Here is a 1,105-nt window from a genome sequence, read left to right as displayed (position 1 = left end):
TTACAAAATGCTGATTATCCTGTTAGTCGAGATAAGCCGAAACGTGCATTAATTGTCGTATTGGCCTTTTTACTTGGTACTATGTGCGGTGTTGCAATTGTGCTACTTCGTAGTGCTTTTAATAATACAGTACAGGACAAGTAGTCTAAACGTATAGGTAATATAATGTTTATTGAATTGGCTTTCGTTTTTTTTTCGTCACTAACTGCTTTATTTTTGTTACGTAAATTAGCAAAAAAATTAGGCTTAGTAGATACCCCAAATGAAAGAAAGTTACATCAAGGAGCCATCCCTCTAGTTGGAGGAATCTCTATTTGTCTAACCCTAGTTCAATTTTTATATTATAACCCCGATTTGCTTAATGATTCCGGATTATATGCAATATGTATAATTGTGTTGACTGTGATTGGTGCTATCGATGATAAAGTGGATTTAAGTTTTAAAGTTAGATTACTTGTTCAGGGCGGTCTTTCTATTTGTATGATTTATTTTACTGGGTTAAAACTACATACATTAGGAAATATGTTTGCTTTTGGCGATGTCAATTTAGGTAATATGGGGTACGTTGTTACTATCTTAGCTGTTATTGGTGCAATTAATGCGTTTAATATGGTTGATGGTATTGATGGTTTACTCGGTGGGCTGGCAATTGTGACGTTTGGTGGATTAGGCATTATGCTGACCATTGATGGTCAAAGTCATCTGGCATTTATATGTATGATTATTATTGCGGCAATAGCTCCTTATGTTTTGTTGAACTTAGGTTTTTTTGGTCGTAAACGACGAGTATTTATGGGGGATGCTGGTAGTATGCTGATTGGCTTTACGGTCATTTGGCTATTGCTATTAGCCAGTCAAAATGGAACTAAACCTCCTTTACGTCCGGTTACTGCATTATGGTTGATAGCTGTTCCTTTAATGGATATGGCGGCGATAATGATACGTCGTGTTCGTCGTGGAGATTCTCCATTTAAACCTGATCGTGAACATTTACATCATATTTTTCAGCGTTTAGGCTTAAGTTCACATCAAACGTTAGGTGCAATTTGCTTTATTGCTTGTTGTTATGCAGGTTTTGGTATTTATGGCGAAGTAGCTAATATTC

General features: G+C 36.0%; 1 protein-coding gene. It reads left to right on the top strand.

Going from position 1 to position 1,105, the window contains the following annotated elements; translation table 11 throughout:
• Positions 1–165 precede the first annotated feature (165 nt).
• A partial coding sequence (gene wecA, locus I3255_RS14655; RefSeq protein ID WP_238039485.1) for a UDP-N-acetylglucosamine--undecaprenyl-phosphate N-acetylglucosaminephosphotransferase occupies positions 166–1,105 on the top strand: 940 nt, incomplete at its 3' end.

The organism is Psychrobacter sp. Ps6, from assembly GCF_022129235.1.
GTDB lineage: Bacteria > Pseudomonadota > Gammaproteobacteria > Pseudomonadales > Moraxellaceae > Psychrobacter.
Note: the sequence above shows the minus strand (reverse complement) of the source record. Positions and strands in the feature narration are given on the sequence as shown.